The sequence below is a fragment of the Methylomonas sp. MgM2 genome, assembly GCF_054172045.1.
The window spans coordinates 161,677-180,178 of record NZ_JBSYXO010000003.1 but is presented as its reverse complement, the minus strand read 5'-3'; the positions used below and the strand labels follow the sequence as shown (position 1 = coordinate 180,178).

General features: G+C 43.3%; 19 protein-coding genes. 9 read left to right on the top strand and 10 right to left on the bottom strand.

The window, feature by feature from the left end; genetic code table 11:
• The first annotated feature begins 12 nt into the window (after nt 1-12).
• The 3 genes from ctaD (at nt 13) to ACW73I_RS04035 (ending at nt 3,215) form a co-directional block, all read left to right on the top strand.
• Complete coding sequence (gene ctaD, locus ACW73I_RS04045) at nt 13-1,626, top strand: cytochrome c oxidase subunit I (protein ID WP_458027947.1); 1,614 nt, start codon at nt 13-15, stop codon at nt 1,624-1,626.
• Between the two features lie 155 nt (nt 1,627-1,781).
• Nucleotides 1,782-2,324, top strand: a complete 543-nt coding sequence (locus tag ACW73I_RS04040) for a cytochrome c oxidase assembly protein (protein ID WP_458027946.1) — start codon at nt 1,782-1,784, stop codon at nt 2,322-2,324.
• 15 nt (nt 2,325-2,339) lie between these two features.
• Nucleotides 2,340-3,215: a cytochrome c oxidase subunit 3 gene (locus ACW73I_RS04035; RefSeq protein WP_458027945.1), complete on the top strand. Its 876-nt coding sequence runs from the start codon at nt 2,340-2,342 to the stop codon at nt 3,213-3,215.
• Nucleotides 3,216-3,274: 59 nt separating this feature from the next.
• Here ACW73I_RS04035 and ACW73I_RS04030 read toward each other — a convergent pair whose 3' ends face one another.
• Nucleotides 3,275-3,541 (bottom strand): twin transmembrane helix small protein, encoded by a 267-nt coding sequence (locus tag ACW73I_RS04030; protein WP_458027944.1) that lies wholly within the window; start codon nt 3,539-3,541, stop codon nt 3,275-3,277.
• Nucleotides 3,542-3,625: 84 nt separating this feature from the next.
• Here ACW73I_RS04030 and ACW73I_RS04025 point away from each other — a divergent pair, with 84 nt between their 5' ends.
• Genes ACW73I_RS04025 through ACW73I_RS04000 form a run of 6 tightly spaced genes read left to right on the top strand, consistent with a single transcriptional unit; the run spans nt 3,626 to nt 8,997 of the window.
• Nucleotides 3,626-4,372 (top strand): SURF1 family protein, encoded by a 747-nt coding sequence (locus tag ACW73I_RS04025; RefSeq protein WP_458027943.1) that lies wholly within the window; start codon nt 3,626-3,628, stop codon nt 4,370-4,372.
• Nucleotides 4,356-4,946 (top strand): hypothetical protein, encoded by a 591-nt coding sequence (locus ACW73I_RS04020; RefSeq protein WP_458027942.1) that lies wholly within the window; start codon nt 4,356-4,358, stop codon nt 4,944-4,946. The genes ACW73I_RS04025 and ACW73I_RS04020 overlap by 17 nt, the downstream gene beginning before the upstream one ends.
• 4 nt (nt 4,947-4,950) lie before the next feature.
• Entirely contained in the window at nt 4,951-6,921 is a 1,971-nt protein-coding gene (gene ftsY, locus ACW73I_RS04015) for a signal recognition particle-docking protein FtsY (RefSeq protein WP_458027941.1), read from the top strand.
• An 8-nt stretch (nt 6,922-6,929) separates the two neighbouring features.
• The gene (gene ftsE / locus ACW73I_RS04010) at nt 6,930-7,586 is read left to right on the top strand and encodes a cell division ATP-binding protein FtsE (RefSeq protein WP_458027940.1); all 657 of its coding nucleotides are present in this window, start codon (nt 6,930-6,932) and stop codon (nt 7,584-7,586) included.
• Between the two features lie 2 nt (nt 7,587-7,588).
• Nucleotides 7,589-8,566: a permease-like cell division protein FtsX gene (gene ftsX, locus ACW73I_RS04005; protein ID WP_458027939.1), complete on the top strand. Its 978-nt coding sequence runs from the start codon at nt 7,589-7,591 to the stop codon at nt 8,564-8,566.
• The gene (locus ACW73I_RS04000) at nt 8,563-8,997 is read left to right on the top strand and encodes a YcgN family cysteine cluster protein (RefSeq protein WP_458027938.1); all 435 of its coding nucleotides are present in this window, start codon (nt 8,563-8,565) and stop codon (nt 8,995-8,997) included. Before ftsX ends, ACW73I_RS04000 begins: the two co-directional genes overlap by 4 nt.
• On the opposite strand, the gene ACW73I_RS03995 is transcribed toward ACW73I_RS04000, so the two are convergent.
• The 9 genes from ACW73I_RS03995 to gmhA all read right to left on the bottom strand — a co-directional run bounded on the left by ACW73I_RS03995 (nt 8,973) and on the right by gmhA (nt 18,498).
• Nucleotides 8,973-11,045: a sulfatase family protein gene (locus ACW73I_RS03995; RefSeq protein ID WP_458027937.1), complete on the bottom strand. Its 2,073-nt coding sequence runs from the start codon at nt 11,043-11,045 to the stop codon at nt 8,973-8,975. The two genes, ACW73I_RS04000 and ACW73I_RS03995, sit on opposite strands and share 25 nt — an antisense overlap.
• 19 nt (nt 11,046-11,064) lie before the next feature.
• Nucleotides 11,065-12,315 (bottom strand): putative O-glycosylation ligase, exosortase A system-associated, encoded by a 1,251-nt coding sequence (locus ACW73I_RS03990; protein ID WP_458027936.1) that lies wholly within the window; start codon nt 12,313-12,315, stop codon nt 11,065-11,067.
• A gap of 188 nt (nt 12,316-12,503) precedes the next feature.
• Entirely contained in the window at nt 12,504-13,343 is an 840-nt protein-coding gene (locus ACW73I_RS03985) for a sulfotransferase family protein (RefSeq protein WP_458027935.1), read from the bottom strand.
• Nucleotides 13,344-13,362: 19 nt separating this feature from the next.
• Nucleotides 13,363-14,295, bottom strand: coding sequence for a glycosyltransferase family 2 protein (locus ACW73I_RS03980; protein WP_458027934.1), 933 nt, complete (start codon nt 14,293-14,295; stop codon nt 13,363-13,365).
• Between the two features lie 3 nt (nt 14,296-14,298).
• Nucleotides 14,299-15,234: a sulfotransferase family protein gene (locus tag ACW73I_RS03975; RefSeq protein WP_458027933.1), complete on the bottom strand. Its 936-nt coding sequence runs from the start codon at nt 15,232-15,234 to the stop codon at nt 14,299-14,301.
• A complete protein-coding gene (locus ACW73I_RS03970) occupies nt 15,231-16,193 on the bottom strand; it encodes a glycosyltransferase (protein WP_458027932.1) in 963 nt (320 codons plus the stop codon). The genes ACW73I_RS03975 and ACW73I_RS03970 overlap by 4 nt, the downstream gene beginning before the upstream one ends.
• Before the next feature lie 12 nt (nt 16,194-16,205).
• Nucleotides 16,206-16,979, bottom strand: coding sequence for a polysaccharide deacetylase family protein (locus ACW73I_RS03965; RefSeq protein WP_458027931.1), 774 nt, complete (start codon nt 16,977-16,979; stop codon nt 16,206-16,208).
• A complete protein-coding gene (locus tag ACW73I_RS03960; protein ID WP_458028023.1) occupies nt 16,976-17,893 on the bottom strand; it encodes a glycosyltransferase family 2 protein in 918 nt (305 codons plus the stop codon). The genes ACW73I_RS03965 and ACW73I_RS03960 overlap by 4 nt, the downstream gene beginning before the upstream one ends.
• Before the next feature lie 38 nt (nt 17,894-17,931).
• Nucleotides 17,932-18,498, bottom strand: a complete 567-nt coding sequence (gene gmhA / locus ACW73I_RS03955; protein WP_458027930.1) for a D-sedoheptulose 7-phosphate isomerase — start codon at nt 18,496-18,498, stop codon at nt 17,932-17,934.
• Nucleotides 18,499-18,502: the final 4 nt, after the last annotated feature.

The window sequence follows — 18,502 nt, the reverse complement described above, 5'->3', positions numbered from 1 at the left end:
AGGTAAAAAACTATGTCTGCTGTTGTAGCCGAACATGATGAGCATCACGAGCATCACGAGCATGGCCCGGAAAAGGGCATTCTAAGATGGATTATTACTACCAACCACAAAGACATCGGTACACTGTATCTAGTATTCGCGCTGGTTATGTTCTTTGTCGGTGGTACGATGGCCTTGATCATTCGTGCCGAGTTGTTCGAGCCGGGATTGCAATTCGTCGATCCTAACTTCTTTAATTCCATGACCACTATGCACGCCTTGGTGATGGTGTTCGGCGCGGTGATGCCGGCATTTGTCGGCTTGGCCAACTGGATGATTCCGATGATGATCGGTGCTCCGGATATGGCTCTGCCGCGTATGAACAACATGAGTTTCTGGATGTTGGTCGCCGGCGTGCTGCTGATTGCCAGCACATTATTCATGGAAGGTGGAGCGCCTGCTGCCGGTTGGACCTTGTATCCGCCGTTAGTTTTGCAAACCGGCAAAGCCTTGCCATTTGCTATCTTCGCTGTACATTTGTTGGGCGTGTCGTCCATCATGGGCGCTATCAACGTGATTGCGACCATTTTCAACATGCGCGCCCCCGGTATGACGCTGATGAAAATGCCGTTGTTCGTTTGGACTTGGTTGATCACCGCCTTTTTGCTGATTGCCATCATGCCGGTATTTGCCGGTGCGGTGACCATGTTGCTGACCGATCGTTTCTTCGACACCAGCTTCTTCGATGCAGCCGGTGGCGGCGATCCGGTACTTTATCAACACATCTTCTGGTTCTTTGGCCATCCGGAAGTCTATGTGATGATTCTGCCTACTTTCGGCGTGGCTTCGACTATCATTCCTGTGTTCGCGCGTAAACCCTTGTTCGGTTATGCGTCTATGGTTTATGCGACCGGTGCGATTGCATTCCTGTCATTCATCGTTTGGTCTCACCACATGTTTACAGTCGGTTTGCCAGTAGTGGGCGAGCTGTACTTTATGTATGCGACGATGCTGATCGCGATTCCAACCGGTGTTAAAGTCTTCAATTGGACCGCAACCATGTGGAAAGGCTCAATGACTTTCGAAACCCCGATGTTGTTTGCGATCGCGTTTGTGGTACTGTTCACCATGGGCGGTTTCACCGGTTTGATGATGTCAGTTGCGCCGGTCGATTTCCAATACCATGATACCTATTTCATCGTGGCTCACTTCCACTATACACTGGTGCCGGCATCCGTATTTATTTTGATGGCCGCTGGTTACTACTGGTTGCCTAAATGGACCGGGAATATGTACAACGAGAAAATCGGTCGTTTGCATTTTTGGTTGTCCGTTGTGGGTGTGAACATCTTATTCTTCCCTCAACATTTCTTAGGGTTGGCCGGCATGCCAAGACGTATCCCTGATTATGCAATTCAATTTGCGGATTGGAATATGGTGTCCAGTATAGGTGCGTTTATCTATGGTATTAGCCAGTTGTTGTTTGTCTATATTGTTATCGATACCATCAAAGGCGGTGTCGGTAAAGCGACCGATGAAGTGTGGGAAGATGCTGCCAAACATAGTCTGGAATGGACTGTGCCTTCTCCTGCTCCGTATCATACGTTTTCTACACCGCCTGAAGCGATTCCTACAGAGCATATTTAAGTTGGTAAATGACTGAAACGATTTCCCCCGGCCTCACCGGTTGGGGGAATTGCAAATAAAATGAATATAAAGACAAAAAATATTCTGACAGCAGTAGTTTTAATTGCTGTGGCATTGGTGATTTACGTGTTCTCGGTGATGAAGGCGCTGTCGCAATGACTGAAGAGCTAAAGCGCAAAAACACGAGTTTAGTCAAGAAGCTAGTGATCGTGGCTCTGTTGATGTTCGGATTCGGTTATGCCTTGGTGCCGATTTACAATGTGTTTTGCGATATTACCGGACAAAACATAAAAATTGAGGAGGCGACTGAAAAGAGTAATGCTTTTGCCGTCGATCGGAACAGAGAAGTGGCCGTTGAATTCATCACCTCCGTCAATGAATCGACACCATTGGATTTTCGCGCGGAAACCAGCACGATGAAAGTACACCCCGGTCAGTACTATACCGTTAACTTTTACGCTAAGAACAATCTTGCCGGTCCCATTAAAGCCCAAGCCATACCCAGCATCGCTCCGGGTTTGGCGGAAGAATATTTTAAGAAAGTACAGTGTTTTTGTTTTGAGCTTCAAACGTTCGAAGGGCACGAGGAAAAGACCATGCCGGTTCGCTTCGTCGTGAATCCCGAGCTACCGGAACGCTACAAAACGATCACGCTGTCTTACACTTTTTTTGATCTAACTAACAATACTGAAAACTAATGAGAGAGGAAGGTTATGTCTTCGAACGACGCTTATTACATCCCGCATAAAGCGGTATGGCCTGTCATGGCGACCGCCGGCTTGATGATCATGCTGGCTGGATTCGCCAATTATCTGAACGGTTCGTCGATCGGTTCCGGCATGATGCTGGCCGGGTTTGCCACATTTATAGTCATGCTCGGCCTGTGGTTTGCATTGCAAGCTACCGAGAGCGAATCCGGTATGTACAACCACGGCGTTGGTATTTCTTACCGGATGGGAATGATGTGGTTTATTTTCTCCGAAGTGATGTTTTTCGGAGTATTTTTCGGCGCACTCTGGTATGCGCGCAATATGTCCATACCTCATTTGGGCGAAGGCGGAATGATCAGCGGGCCCGGACGCTCTACCCACGACGTGTTGTGGCCTGCGTTCGAAGCGGTCTGGCCGACCAACGGTCCGGGCAATGTAGGCGGCGACTTCGAGCCTATGGGCGCCTTTGGTTTGCCCTTTTTGAACACATTGATTCTTCTGACTAGCGGCGTGACCTGCACTTGGGCGCATCATGGTTTGTTGGCGAAAAACCGAGACCAATTAATCAAGGGATTGATGGCTACCGTCGGTTTGGGCTTTTTATTCGTTGCATTCCAAGCCAGCGAATATTATGAAGCCTACCATGAAATGGGATTGACCTTGGGTTCAGGTATTTACGGTTCTACCTTCTTCATGTTGACCGGATTCCATGGTTTGCACGTCTGTATCGGTGCGATCATCCTGTCGGTCGTTTTGTTCAGAGCGTGGAAAGGTCATTTCAAGCCCGAAAACCATTTTGCGTTCGAGGCGGCTGCCTGGTATTGGCACTTTGTCGACGTTGTTTGGTTGGGTCTGTTTGTGTTTGTTTACATCTTGTAATACGAATAAATGTAAAAAAAGCGCGTGCCATTTGGTTCGCGCTTTTTTTTTGTCAGTGCTTACTGATGCTCGGGCGGCTGGTTATTATTAATTGATTGTGCTTGCTGCATCCTGGCGCCGATACCGCTGGGGCGAAATAGGCCGCCGGCGAATGCCAAAAATAATAAAATAAACAAGACTAACGATAAGGCGATTCGGAAAGTCAACGCCTTCACGGTTTTGTTGGTTTGTTCGGCATTGCCGCTTTTCACTAAATGGAATAAAGCCGAGCCTAAGCTTACTACTATGGCGATAAAAATAACGATAGCAACAATTTTTATGGTCATGATGAATCGAAATAGAAAATAATTTCCCATTCTGGACGATTATGGCCGTCTTGCCAATCACTAACCCTTAATTTGCCGAGTCCAATGAAATTCACGCTATTAAATAGGCCCTACCGACTGAGCTGGATAGGACTGAGTGTTTATTTGATATTAATGACGTTGCTATGTAGTTTAGGCTTTTGGCAGTTGAGTCGGGCAGAACAAAAGAAACAAATTTTGCTCCAGCAGCAAACAGCCATTGACGCAAAAGCCATTAATTTAAACCAACATTTTAACCTTGATGTTGACGCAGTCAGATACCGGAAGGTAGAGCTGACGGGCCGCTACGATGTCGCTCACCAGTTCCTGTTGGAAAATCAAATCGTTGATGGCAAAAACGGTTATTTCGTGTTGACGCCCTGTTTTGTCGACGACCAAAGCAATGTTGTTCTAATTAATCGCGGTTGGATTCCATCAGGAAAGGACAGAAACGACTTGCCGAATGTGTTTTTTAAAGCCGAACCAACACCTATTTCAGGACGCCTGAATCGCTTTCCGTCCGTGGGCATCAAATTGAAAGGCGCCGAAATTCCTAGCGATAGCTGGCCATCGGTTGTGCAAGTCGTTGATACGAAAGTTCTATCTGAAAGGTTGGGTTATACGGTTATGCCGTATCAAATCGAACTGGATGCGGAAGCGCCGCAAGGTTATATACGTAAATGGCAAATCAATGTGCCAATCCCGCCTGAAAAGCACTTAGCCTATGCAGTACAATGGTTCGCTTTGGCATTAACGTTGACCGTGCTGTTTATTTGGATGACTATAAGAAATCGCAGTGAACACTCAGCTTAAAAAAAATCGCATTACTATTTTATTGATTTTTGCGCTGTCCATTGTCCCATTCGGAATCGCTTGGTTTTTGGCCGAGAACCCGGGAAAGGTCAAATTAGGTACGAATAACGGTGAATTGATCAATCCGCCCTTAACTATCGAATATGAGCAATTTGTTGGTAACGATGAATTCTCTGCAGCGAATCTCGATGAATTAAAAGGGCATTGGATATTGATTAACGTGTTGCAATCAGCCCAATGCGAACAAATTTGTCAGGATGGATTGTATAAGACCAATCAAATCACGCTAATGATGGGCAAGGATATTGCCCGAATTCGCCGTCTGGCCTTGATCTATAACCAATCGAATCAATCTTTGCCCGCACAATGGCAGGAAGATGCACGCTTATTGAAAGCGGTGCCGGCAAACGCGTTAAAAGATATTCTTCGTCAAATAGAAGGTAGCGGCCAACCGGGCGGCTTATTGATCATGGATCCCTTGGGTAATTTGATGATGAAATACGCGCCCGGTTACGATCCATATCAGGTCAGAAACGACTTAAATAAATTATTACGAATTTCACAAATTGGTTAGACACATGTTCAAGAAACTCTTCTTATTCGGTGCGATATTGGCCTTAATTGTTATCGTCGTCGGCGCCTATGTTAGGTTGTCCGGCGCCGGATTAGGCTGCCCCGATTGGCCGGGCTGCTATGGAAAGGCCGTGGTGAGCGATAGCATCCAATTTCGAGCCGATGCCCAAGCGGCGTTTCCAAATAGTCCTTTGGATATCGCTAACGCTTGGAAAGAGATGATTCATCGCTATTTGGCGGGCGCGTTGGGCGTTATCGTCCTGGTTTTGTTTTCGATGGCGTGGCGTCAAAAAGGCCAACGTTCCGCGGCGATAGGCTGGACAAGCATGATTTTACTGTTGATCGGAGCGCAAGCCGCATTGGGCATGTGGACCGTCAATTTAAAGATCATGCCGCTCGTGGTGACGTCGCATCTATTGTTGGGATTGATCACGTTTTGGACTATTTGTTGGGCTAATTTGCGCTTGATTTCAAATGTTAGCATTAGAGCGGTGCAATCCGGACCCAGGTTACTGGCGCTGTTCGGAATGTTGGTATTGTTACTGCAAATTGCCTTGGGCGGTTGGTTAAGCAGCAATTATGCGGCGCTTGCATGTACCGATTTTCCGCGCTGTAACGGACAATATTTGCCGGACGATGGTTACGCCGATGCGTTTAATTTGACCGTTGCAAGCGGCGCGTCGATGTCGGCGGCCGGCAAACAGGTGATTCACTCTTTGCATCGCATCGGCGCCTTGGCGACCTTTATCGTTTTGGCCGTGGTAATGCTGACGGCGACATCAGAACATTATCCCAAAGCCGTGCGCCGTAGCGGGGTATGGTTGAGCGCACTGTTGCTTGTTCAAATCGTACTCGGCATTTTTAGCGTGAAGCAGGGCGTTCCGTTGTGGTTGGCCGTTGCGCATAATACGGTTGCCGCCTTGTTGATGCTGCCGTTATTGGGCATTTATTTCTTCAGCAGATACGCATTACCGGGAGAGAAGGCGGAAGAAGCCGCCGTACAACTTAAAGAAATTCCCGGTGAGGCTATTCCTGTCGGGTTGCCGGCGGAGCCAGAATCGCTTTATCGGCGCCTTAAGGCTCAGCTGAGAAAAACGCGTGGTAGTTTGGGTGATGCGATTGCCAGTCTGACGTTTGGTGAAAGCTCGGTTACCCGCGAGTTATTGGATGACATTGAGGCCAATTTGATCATGGCGGATTTGGGTGTAGAGACTACGACACAGATCGTCAATAACCTCAGAGAGAATCTGGAAAAGGATCAACTAAAAGACGTGGAAGCTTTGAGTCTCGCGTTGAAGCAAAACCTTTACGATATGCTTCAGCCTTGCAGTGTGCCGTTAAATATATCCAACGTGAACGGTCCGTTCGTGATTTTGGTAGTCGGCGTTAATGGCGCAGGTAAGACCACGACGATCGGAAAATTGGCGCATCGCTTACAAGCGCAAGGTCATAGCGTCATGCTGGCGGCAGGCGATACGTTTCGAGCGGCGGCGGTGGAGCAGTTGCAAACCTGGGGAGAGCGTAACAATGTCCACGTCATAGCTCAACACACGGGAGCCGATTCCGCGTCGGTGATATTTGATGCTCTGCAATCCGCAAAGTCGAAAGGCATTAGCGTCTTGATAGCCGATACCGCGGGCCGCTTGCACACTAAAGCAAATTTAATGGAAGAGCTGGCTAAAATTAAACGAATTATGGCTAAACTGGATCCAACCGCACCGCATGAAGTGTTGTTGGTGTTGGATGCAGGCACCGGACAAAATGCGTTGTCTCAAGCGCGTTTGTTTAATGAAGCCGTAGGATTGTCGGGGCTTGCATTAACTAAGCTGGATGGAACGGCAAAAGGCGGGGTAATTTTTGCGCTAGCCAATCAATTAAAAGTACCGATTCGTTTTATCGGGGTTGGGGAAGGAATCGATGACTTGCAAGATTTCGATGCCAAGAGTTTCGTCGATGCGTTATTTGTGAAAGACTAAACGATATCATGTTGAGATTCGAACACGTGAGTAAACGTTATCCCGATGCCGGCGATGCATTGGTCGATGTCAATTTTCATTTGGCACGCGGAGAAATGGCGTTTCTGACCGGTCGATCAGGAGCCGGCAAGAGTACCCTGTTAAAGTTGATTGCAATGATGGAACAATGTACTCGGGGGAATGTGATGCTGGACGACAAAAACATTACGCGGATTAGTGACAGAAAAGTCCCCTATATCCGCCGTAATCTGGGGCTTATTTTCCAAGACTATAAATTGCTAAACGACAGAACCGTTTTCGATAATGTGGCCTTGCCGTTGATCGTTTCCGGGTTTCCGCATCAAGAGGTTGCGAGGCGTGTGCGAGCGGCCTTGGATAAGGTAAGCTTGCTCGGGAAGGAAAAAAAACAGCCATTGTCACTTTCCGGCGGGGAGCAACAACGTGTTGGGATAGCCAGAGCGATCGTCAATAAGCCCAAACTGATTTTGGCTGACGAGCCGACCGGCAACTTAGATCCGGATTTATCGGCAGAAGTCATGCGCATGTTCGAACAGTTCATGCAGGTAGGTGTAACGGTGTTGGTCGCAACTCACGATGTTGAGTTGATCAACCGCCTTGGACACAGAGTCTTGCATCTCGACAAAGGGCATTTGGTATCGAGTTGACTATGAAACGAAACCGTTATAAGCAGACAGTGCGCAAACGGCCTCATGATCGGCTGAAGGAGAAATTTCAGGCCTATTTGATCAGTCACGCCCATGGTTTGTTTTCGAGCTTGGGTCGCTTGAGCCGTACGCCGTTTACGTCGACGATGACGGTAACTGTCTTGGCGGTGGCCATCGCTCTAGCGGCCTGCTTTTATATTTTAGTTGCGAATATTGAGCAACTTACGGGTAATTTGCAGGCCAGCAATCAAATGTCGCTGTTTTTGAAAGATGACATTAGTGATGCGAGCGGACAAAAACTGGCCGCTCAGCTGGCAACAAATGCGAACGTCGAAAGCATCAAGTTTATTAGTAAAAAGCAGGCTCTGGAAGAATTCAAAGTCAATAGTGGATTCGGCGATGCGTTGAAAGCATTGGATAGCAACCCATTGCCGCATGTCGTTCAAGTGCTGCCTAAGGACGTGCTGGATAGTCGCGATGCCTTGGATAGTTTGATGGCGGAATTTAAACAAATGCCGGAAGTCGATTTCGTGCAAGTTGACATGCAGTGGGTCGAGCGTTTGCACGCCATCATGCGCATAGCCAGTCGCGGTGTCACGGTGGTTGGGGTTCTGCTCGGATTTGCCGTGACCTTTATTACCGGTAATACCATCCGGTTGGAACTGCATAATCGGCAAGACGAGATTTTTATCTCTAAATTGGTCGGTGCAACCCATTCCTTCATACAAAGGCCGTTTTTATATACCGGGTTCTGGTTGGGATTTATAGCCGGTTTTTCCGCGTGGTTGATTGTAACCGTCATGTTGTTGATTTTGGAATCGCCGGTCGAAAAGCTATCCGAGTTATATAACAGCTCCTTTGAATTACTCTACTTGAGCTTTTCAGATTTCATACTGATATTAATGTTGTCGTCCGGGTTGGCTGTAGTGGGCTCGTGGACGGTTTTGCATTATCAACTGCGTTTAATCAAACCGGAATGACATCAAAGTTTTGGGAAACAAAAACGCTGGACGAGATGACCACCGAAGAGTGGGAGTCTTTGTGCGATGGTTGCGGTAAGTGTTGCTTGATCAAGTTGGAAGACGAAGATACCGGTGAAATTGCGTTTACCAGCGTCGTCTGTGACTTGATCGATCAAGATACTTGTCGATGCACTCGTTATAGCGAGCGGTGCACGCTGGTGCCGGAATGCATCGATTTAAAGCAACATGATTTTTCCGAGTATCAATGGCTGCCTGCCACCTGCGCTTATCGCTTGCTGACCGACGGCGCACCGTTGCCGGACTGGCATCCCTTGATTTCCGGCACTGCCGAATCGGTCAAGGATGCCGGTGTCTCTGTTAGTAGTTACGCAATCAAGGAATCAGAAGTCGACGATCCGGAAGATCACATTATCGAATGGTTGGAGTGAGATATCCATTCGTCCAGTTTGGGTTTTAGTTCCGCGAGTATTTCCGGATAGAGTTCGATAACGTTACGATAGGGGTCGGTTTTAAGATCGTATAATTGATATACCGGACCGCGGTAGGTTGGAATATAAATGAGTTTCCAACGATCATTCTGGATTGAACGGTTTTTGGCTTTTATAACGGTTGGATAATATTTTTCGTCTATTACCAAAGTGCCGGTTTTTATGTCCGGAATCGTTAACAATTCGATAATATCGGGATACGTAATCTGATCCGGATGTAGTCCCGGAATTTTTCCCATCCAGACGCCGGTTTCTTGATAGGCGTAAAGATTGGGGTTTTTGTTTTCTTTTATATAAGGCATTAGATTTACACCATCGATATTCTCCGGTATCTCCATTCCTAGTAAATCTAATATGGTCGGCATAAAATCGATCGAGCGACAAACATGGCTAAATTTCATGTTCTTCGGTACACCAGGACCGCTTATGATAAGTGGTATGCGGGCGCTCGGATCATTACCGACCAATGTATTTCCCTGGCCCCAACATTCAGTTTCAAAGAAATCGGTGCCGTGGTCACTATATATCACGATAAAAGTATTTTCGCGTAAGCCACATTTATCGAGGTGGTCGATAACCTTTCCAACCTCATCATCAAATTCTTTTACACAACTGTCGTATAAATTCATTATTTGACGAAGATCATGATGTTCGGAAGTCGACTCTTGGCTTTCGATAATTTGTTCCGGTGTATTCAGATCCGCCATGATGAAATGTGAATCGCCATTGTATTCATTAGGAGTGAATAAATTGTAATAAGGATACGCTGATCCGAAAGGGGCGTGAGTCGTCGACGTAAAGAGATTGATGAGGAACGGCTGATTGTTTTGTGCAAGCTCCGCAATAGCTTTGCGGCATTGATTGCCCAAATGACTGGTTAAAGGCTTACCGGCTAAATAATATAATTCCGGCAAGAATCGTTTGCCGAAATTATTGTGTGTAAATAACGATAAAAATAGTCGTAGATAAGCAGGGCCCTGTCTCAATAAAAACTTCAAATTCCATTGATCGTCAGGAACCGACAAATTTTGAAAGCCAAAATCTATTTTTTTTAAATCAGCGCCGGCCCAATCGGATATCGCATAGGTTATATAACTATTTTTATTCAGCGATTTTATTAAATTATCATAATTAAGTCGCGTTGCGGTTTTATCCGGGTAGTTATCTCTAATTGAGTGATTGTGAGGCCAAAGACCTGTTAGAAGCGAAGCCAGGCTGGGTGCGGTACGTGCTAATGGAGTGATGCAATTTTCAAACAAAGTTCCTTGTTTGCATAGCATATCGATATTAGGCGTTAAGTTGCGATGATAAGCGTGCATCCCCAGTCTATCGATGCGTAACGTATCGACGCCGATCATTAGGAGGTTTGGTTTATTATTGTTGTGTTTTGTTGCGGGCGGATATTTATCTTTGTGATGATCCTTGGATACTATAAAAAAAAATATTCCTAAAAAGCACAAAAAATACGAGGCTAAATGGCTATCTCCTTCCTTGATGGAAAAAAAAGCACCTAACGCCGACGAAAAAAAGATAAGGCCGTAAATGGCTGCCTTAAATGTTTCAATCAAGCGAGGCGTTAATATTCGCCACAGCGGTAATAATCGAGAGAATCGGAACTGGCACGATGCTTGAAGAGATGAAGGTATATAGAGTAAATGATGGCAAATAAGATAAAAACTAGTAACAGCAATTGACGATATAGCGGATGTGATTATGCCTACTACAGAGACGCCCACGCCAAAGAAAATAGAGATGCTGAATAAAACAATTGGGCCTGGTAACGAGAAAAAATAAATGATCGCTGTTGACCAGAGCCAAAGCCGCAAAAATGCCAGAATGGCATAAGTGTGGAAATGCTTTTCAATAACGGTTTGTATTTTTGGACCGGTCCTACTATAACTATGCAACGCTACAAGCGCCAAAAAAAAAGAAAGCCCGATTGCAGTCAGTAATGGATAAATGGTCAGTAGAGTTAAAGTATTAACCATAAAATACAAATAAATTTATTTATCTTATGTAACGGTTTTGCGGAGCTTGGACTTTAACTAGGCTATCATATTCTTCTAGCGCAAACTTTTTAATCAGTGCTGATATAAAAATCAAATGATATAATAAATCCCAGTACGATACGCCTAAAAACGCCGAACCTACCATATACGCAAATAAAGAAGATTTTAATGCTTTACTATAATTAGTCACCCACGCTAACTCCGGATATCTCATGGTTTTCCTTGTTAGTTTGATTAAACTAATGATACTTCCAGCCAACATGGAAAGCCATATGCTAAGTGCTATGAAACCGTGCTCGGATAAAATCTCTACATAAGCACTGTGCCAATCGCGTAACGTAACGTATCTCCACCCATCAAATCCGCATCCAGTAATTGGGTGTTGTATTACATAGTTCCAGCCATCGGTCCACGCTTGAATTCGATTCATGGCTGATTCGTCTTGTTCATATGTATTAATTGTATCCATACGAGCGAACCATTCTTCAGGCAGATAGGGGGCTAAAAGGTATATGCCTAATATTACAATAGGAATTAGCAGTAACTTCTGCTTGCTTTGATAAATTTGATAACTTCCTGTGGCTATCAGTGCTAACAAAGCACCTCTTGACCAGGAAGAAATTGCCGACAGAATGCAAATAGGAATAGCGAATATCAGAAATCTTTTAAGTAACTTGTTCGATGTTTCGGTATAAAACAGCACCAGTAGCGGAATTACTATAACTGTTGCTAACGCGAATTCGTTATTACCCTCATATTGCGTACCCGGCGGACCCCATACTCGATGTGCAAACCCGTGAGCAATAGCGAATAATCCGCCCTTAAATGCAATAAATCCTATAGAGCACGCAATTGTTACGATCAGGCAGTAAAGCTTAAACTTTGTATTAATTAGCGACAGAGTTAATAAAAATGGAAGATATATCTTGCTAACTTCGATCAGCTTATCATAGGCAAATTTAGGGTTGGTCGCAAATAGTGTTGTGAAAACAAAGTAACACCACAATGCTATAAAGCAATTGACGCGCCAATCAAAAAAAATAGATTGCTTGTCTTTCTCTTTTAAATATAAAGCAAAACTAACTATGAACAGTATAAAATAAAGCGGCAAGGAGCGAACAAATCCCCATGCGTAGGAATGTGGGTTCATATAGCTAAATATCGCTAAGCTCAAAACGCACTTCCAGGGGGACTTTAAAGATATAATGATGAGATAAATAAAAAAAATTAATACGAAGGCGTCGCGCATAACTTATTTTTTGTAATAAAGTTATTTAACGGTTTCCTGTTATCAGGCTATAAAAAAATAGATTGCCGGCGTTTGTTGTTTTTAGAATGGAATGATAATTAAATTTGTACATATTATATCTGTGCGGCAGAAAGACGAAAAAGTGATTGCTATTATATACCTAGAAACGATATGGCATCACGGAAACTTCAGGTGATCTCATATCCTAGCTCTTGCATTGAATGCGAGCATATCTCTCTAAATATACTTTGCTGTTCCCGGTTCCATGATAAAAATGGAGATTGCCGTAATTTAAATTGCTTCAAGGCGTCTATTCCACTTTCGTCAGTTTGGTCTAATGGATGCACAAGAACGTTCTTGACAAAATCAATAGATTTTTTGTCGATCGAGATATCTAAAAAGCTAAATATATTTTTAAAAAATAATTCCGGTTCTTGTGTGAGTTCTTCGTGGCGCACGCAGATAGCATGATTAAAATTATTTAAATATTTGTACTTTTCAAAATTATTATGCCAAGCACTACATTGGCTGCTAAAGTCGTTCTTGCGAAAGCCATGAAACTTGGTCATGCTATGTACGACGTCAATTCCGTTTCGCACAATATAAATAAATTTAGCTCCCGGATAAACTTTGAGAAGCCCTTTAGCGACAGTTTCAGAAGGGAACGTTTTTGCACTCCAACGAGAGGCTAATGTTTTTTTTACTAACAAGGATTTGATAAATTGCTTTAATGCATAATTATTTCCGCCGGCGGTTTCGATGCCGAGTTTGGCCAATAGATCATAAAAATCGGCTAACGGTAGCTTCAGAGATGCACGGTAATATTCTGCACTTTCTGTGTCGAATAGACTGGCGTTACCGCCAATGGAAGTAAGAAAAGGGGCTTCACCCGGCATTGCCAAAATTTGACGGTGCTGTCCTAGCGCTTGCAACAGAATGCTAGTTCCGGATCGGCTAGCCCCGATTATAAATATAGGGTGCTTTATACTTCTTAGCGCTATTAACTTTCCAATATATTCGAGTATCATGTGTTAACAAAGAAAACAGTTATTGTTTATAATAGCCGGCAATTTCTCCTAGGGTAGAAAAAAGCCGCATAAGATAAAATCGCAATCTATCTATATTAAAGGAATAAAATAGACTTAAAAAATTGCTAAGCAATTGCCTATAGAGGTAAAGAGGTACTTTGACCCCCTCATTTTTTCTTGATGCTGTTATAGATTTATTTCGCTGAAAACACATCAGTAAAAGGTAGCTTATTTTTAACCTACTCTTGTCGACATGATGCAGTTGCTCTATATTAGGAGCGTAGTAGATCTTTTCTCCAGCTTCAACTGCGCGGCGAAAAAAATCGGTGTCTTCACTCCCTAGCAAATTATGACCTGTCGGTCCGAGAGTTTCAGAAAACCCTCCCAGTTTGCTAAATATTTCTTTCTTGACAATCGTGTGCCCGCCGCCTGGAAGGGAGTCGCATTCATCGGGTATTATTAACGGCTTGTTTCCCAAATCAAATACTGGAATAGGTGGTGGGTATATGCGATATTTTCCTTCTAAGTGTACCCATGCCGGTTCGTCGCCTTGCCAATCCGGAAATATTCTGCCGCAAAAAATAGATATATCTCGATGTTCAGTTATTACGCTAGTAATTGATTCGAAATAGTTAGAACCGACTGTTTGATCGTCGTCGACAAAACATATAAAACCGTCCTTTATGAGTTCCAATGCTTTGTTTAGGGCATACGATTTCCCGGGGCGGGGTTCGATTTCGACGTTTAGCAAGATGTCGCTATTGGCAAGTTTGTTTTGTCTGAGCTTATTGACTTCAATAATAGTGTCGTCTGTACAAGCATTTGCAATGACTAACAAATTTATTTTTGTATTGATAGGTATCGATGCCGAATATATAGAGTTTATCGCCTTTATTAACAAACTGACTCTATTGTGGGTGCAAATAACGACATTCAAGTGTATGTTCTGCATAACTTAATTTAAAAAGTACTTACAATAGAAATAACATAGTCGTATATGGGCCTCATTTACAAACCAATCGGGCTTAGAAAGTTTATGGGGCAAATTTGAAACTTCGTAACCGCATCGGGAAAGTGTCGGGCCGGCTATTGCTTCAAATATTTTGGTTTGCTTAGGACTCATCCTCCTCTTCCACTTCTGTCTGTTTTCGCGGTTTAGTGGCTGTGTTAATAAAGGGGTTTTGCCTGTTTCACTTGATTTTTTAAAATTGATTAATGATTCGCTATACTCAATATTCAAAAAGCGACATAGTTCCTGAAAGACAGTTTGCGGCGAGGAAAGAAGGGATTCATACTTCAATTCGAAATAAATATTAGGATTATTTTTCCCAAAATCTATACCGGAGTTGACGTACTTATTCCAAATATAGGCTGCGTGATAAATATTAAAAACTCTTAAATCCCATCGTCTTGCCAACATTGATAATCCGCAATCTCTCCCGTCTCTGATTATATGTACGATTCGCGCAGTAGGAAACATTTCCATTATTGTGTTCAGATGTAATATGTAATAAGGGGTTTTTTCGCCCCAATATGTTTTTCCTTCAGCTTGCGCGTTTAACTGAAAGAGTGCTGATATCACGCCTGGAACGGTTGATATTTTATTGTTATGAATCTGCTCGGCTAACTTTTCGATGTCGAATTTGATACCGTGAAAGTCATCATCAAAAAAATCCCTTTTCGCTTGGTATATTTCTGATAAAAGTGAACTTAAATTCGCTTTTATTTTAAGATCTCCAAACTCAGCGCGCCGCTGATAAAAGGGAATGAAAAAATGTGATTCTCCACTCGGTAAGGAAATTTCCGGATGGGATTTAAGCATGTATTGGAGCAGCGTGGTACCGGATCTAGGAGCTCCAACGATGAAAATAGGCGGATTCAGGTTAATCATTTGACGACCTTGAGAGTCGAATGCGTTTGGTGTCGATTTTTGAAATAACCCTCTATCATGCCTAAGAAGTAATATACATTCATAAGTTGCCTGAAAGAGTTATCAAAACCATTGTATATTGTTAAGTATATATAACGGTAAATCGCTCTAATTAGTTGCGGGACAACGAAAAAAGGAATACCAAAAACCTGACGTTTATAAAACGAATCGTCGGAAGTGGCCCGTTGTATTCCTGCATTATGATGTAACGTCAGAAAGAAGGTTTTCCTCAATTGGTGAGGTAAAAGTTTGTGAAAGACGAGTGCGTCGGGGTTATAGTAAAGCGCTCCATGCGCTTGCACTAGGCGATAAAAAAAGTCAGTTTCTTCGCCTTTGAATAATTCGTCTTTCTTTAAACCTTCACCTTTTCGGCCTAAATTAACATTAAAATCACCAATTAAATCGATTACTTGCCTTCGTATTGCCATATTCCCACCGAAAGGGGATTTATCAATGCCATCTATCGCGCAGGGGATAGGGCCAAAATCTTGATGCCCTAAAAAACCATATAGATCCGGCGTTATCCATTTCGGTAGCCGCTCTGGAGATTCCAGGTGAATTCGTCCTCCGACCGCATCACAGTTTTTGTCCTCAAATGTTGTGTAAATAGACTGTAGCCAATTTGGAGTGACTCTAATGTCGTCGTCTATAAATAATAGATACTGTCCTTTAGAGTTTTTTATTCCGGTATTCCGTGCAAAAGAAAGCCCCTGTTTTTCTTCAAAAATATAATGAATATTCAGTCGTGAAGACTTCGCATAGTTTTCGATTACGGACTTGGTTTCATCAGACGAGTTATTATCAACTACGTTGATTTCCCAATCTAGATTATCATCGATTTCTTGATTTTCAAGGAAAGTCAGGCATTCGACTAGATTATAAGAGCGGTTATAAGTGCAAATGATAACGCTAAGGTGCATAATTAGAGACCCTCAAGCCTTAAATCTTTCTATTAAACGACTTGTGTAGTATTTCACGGGATAAAAATGACTAGAGTCATTCATTCCAAATGTTATTTTTTGCTTTAATCGCCACCGGGAATCGTTTCCATATACTTCGATTCGATGTAGGAGATAAGGGTCGCGCTTCGGAGTATTGAAGCCCGAACGGGTTGAGCAGGCCAGTTTGAAACCAGCCATTTCCACTTGCTTTCGGTTTTCGTCGGTAAACAATCCAAACGGGTATGCAAAATAGTTACATTCCTTGCCTAATTGTTGTTCAATTGTAGTCTTTGACGCTGTTATTTCTTGGCAAGCAATATCATCAGTTAAATCCGGTAATTTTGGATGATTAACAGTATGCGCCCCAAAGGTAATGTTATTGCGCGACATTTCTTTGATTTGGGTCCAACTCAATAGCTTACGTGAAGGAAAGCCTCTACTTTCCATCCAAATATTCGTTGATCCTATATGGCCGGTCGTTAAGAAAATAGTGGCCGGAATGTTGTATTTTGTTAGGATCGGATAGGCGTTGGTGTAATTATCCTCGAAGCCATCGTCCAATGTTATCGCAATAGTTTTTTGCGGAATGCTCTTGCCCAATACGAAATAATCTTCGATTGTTTTTAATGAGACTATATTGAATTTTTTTAACCGCAAATGCGCCATGTGTTTTTCGAACAGTTCAGGCGGGCATGCATACTTAATTTCCTTATCCGATTCGGGTGTGGAAATCATGTGATACATTAAAATAATAAACCTATTCATTCGTTGTTTCTTGTGCTGATGTAATTAACCAAGCCGGAAAATAAACGGTACGGCAAAAAACTTGTTGCAATATAGGGCAGGTCGCTGAAACGATATGTATTTGACAGAAACATTCTGCGAAAAAGACGTTGAGCTGAAAGCAAGTCTCGTTTCCAAAAAGCGGTATAGGCTTGCGTTATTAGAAAATCATTGATTATCTCGCTTCGTGCCTTGGCAGGTATGTGTGCGATGATATCAGGATAATTTTTATAAAAATCCTTTTTTACATGCCATGCGTCGATGACCTGTTTCCATTTGACGGCAGAAATTTGGCCTTGGTTGTGCCACCGGTAATAGGCGAGAACTTCCGGAACCTGAACGATTCGCCGAGTTACGGTACATATACGTAACCAAAAATCGTAGTCCATCGATGAGAATCGTTTTGTTGAGAAGCCATGTACTTGATCGACTACGCTTTTACGAATTAACGCGGCGTGTATAGGCCAAGGGCCGCTGGAAAGAAACGAAAGAACGATGTCATTTTTAGCGTAATCCGGCGGAATGTATGGGGGACCGTTTTGACCGTCTTCTACAACATTCTGCCATCCGCAGTAACTTAATTCGGCGTTTTTATCGATCAAAGCCTTATGGAGTTTCTGTATACAATCAGGAGACCAATAGTCGTCGGCATCCAGAAAAGCTATAAGTTCACCTCGCGCGTGTTTTAAACCTAAGTTCCTGGCAGGATAAGGGCCTTGATTTTGCTGTCTGATAACTTTTATTTTTTTATTGCTACTGATCGCATCTTGTAAGATTTCCGGGCTATTATCCGAAGAACCGTCGTCAATTACAATTAATTCGATATTGCTATAAGTTTGTCCGAAAACACATGAAATGGTGCTATTCAAAAATTTTTGCGCGTTATAACAGGGCATAATCACTGAAACTAACATGTTTGAGGTTTTCATTCCTGTCAGGCCTTAAAAAGAGATTGTTCGACGTAGTCACAGATTATATGGCCAATTAAAATGTGCGCTTCTTGAATTCGTGCAGTATTATCGGACGGAACAACTATACACCTATCAGCCAAATGCTTTAATTCACCACCATTTCTCCCTGTAAGTCCGATTGTTTTCGTTCCAATTGCTTTTGCCACCCTAATAGCGTTGAGTATATTCTTACTGTTCCCCGAGGTTGTTATGCCAATTAGAACGTCTTGTTGTGTGCACAATGCCGATACTTGTCTGGAAAAAACATCGTCATATCCGTAGTCATTGCTTAGGGCAGTAATTATTGAGCTATCGGTTGTTAGTGCAATAGATGGAAGCCCTTTACGCTCTTGTTCGAATCGCCCGACAAGTTCGGCCGCAAGGTGCTGGCAGTCGGCCGCACTTCCACCATTTCCAATCCAATAAATCCGGCCGTTATTCTGTAATATAGATGCCAATAACTCTGATATCTCTGTAATTTGAGGAACTATTTGAAATAACTGGTTTACCGTATCTATATGGCTGGTTATTCGGCTATTAACAAAGGTCATATTA